This is a genomic window from Sutterella massiliensis (assembly GCF_016899755.1).
GTDB classification, from domain to species: Bacteria; Pseudomonadota; Gammaproteobacteria; order Burkholderiales; family Burkholderiaceae_F; genus Sutterella; species Sutterella massiliensis.
In genome coordinates this window covers 1-643 of sequence record NZ_JACJJC010000201.1, presented here as the reverse complement: position 1 = coordinate 643, position 643 = coordinate 1, and the positions used below count along the sequence as shown (strand labels likewise).

Here is a 643-nt window from a genome sequence, read left to right as displayed (position 1 = left end):
TCCGAGTCTGTATGGTCCGGCGCTAAGTGAGGCCATGGCTTCTACGAGGGAAATTTCCTGCGGCGCCAACCTGTCGAGCCGAACCCGGAAAAAGCCTTTATCCAACGCATGGATGGTTTCGGCATAAGCAGACTGAACATCCTTGAGAGTGATTCTATTTTGAAACGACAAAGCCTCTTTCTTTGGCTTGTCTTCCGATCTCATAGAGCAGAACAGTTTTTCCGGTCCCGAGAAGACCAAGCAGCATCATGGGACGATCGGCTCTGCCTCGCTGCAAGCGACCGCATGACGTCAGAGCAAAATTGAGGAATTCTTGACGGCCCGCGATTTCCGGCGGGTGATTTCCGGCACCAGGTGCAAATTGCTTGGTTTTGAAGGAGGCGAAGTCCTTAGGCCTTAAGCGCGGTATGCCGTAATTTCAAGGTCCGCGTCCTATGCAATGCCAACGGCGTTGCAGTGCTTTCGTCCAATTATGAGCTCTATCAGTCGATGTCCGGCCATTTTCAGCGAACCGTTGCGGATATGGTACCGCACATGGAGTCCTATTCGATCGACGAGTTTTTGTGACATCACCGGTATCGTCGACGACGAGCCCGAGAAACTCACTGAATTCGCGCAGACAGTTCGTGCACGCGTGCTCAGG

General features: G+C 52.9%; 2 pseudogenes. One reads left to right on the top strand and one right to left on the bottom strand.

What is annotated here, in order from left to right:
- Nucleotides 1–204: pseudogene (locus H6A60_RS12160) on the bottom strand (hypothetical protein); the annotation flags it as partial.
- Nucleotides 205–420: 216 nt separating this feature from the next.
- Here H6A60_RS12160 and H6A60_RS14070 point away from each other — a divergent pair.
- A pseudogene (locus H6A60_RS14070) lies at nucleotides 421–567 on the top strand (Y-family DNA polymerase); the annotation flags it as partial.
- Nucleotides 568–643: the final 76 nt, after the last annotated feature.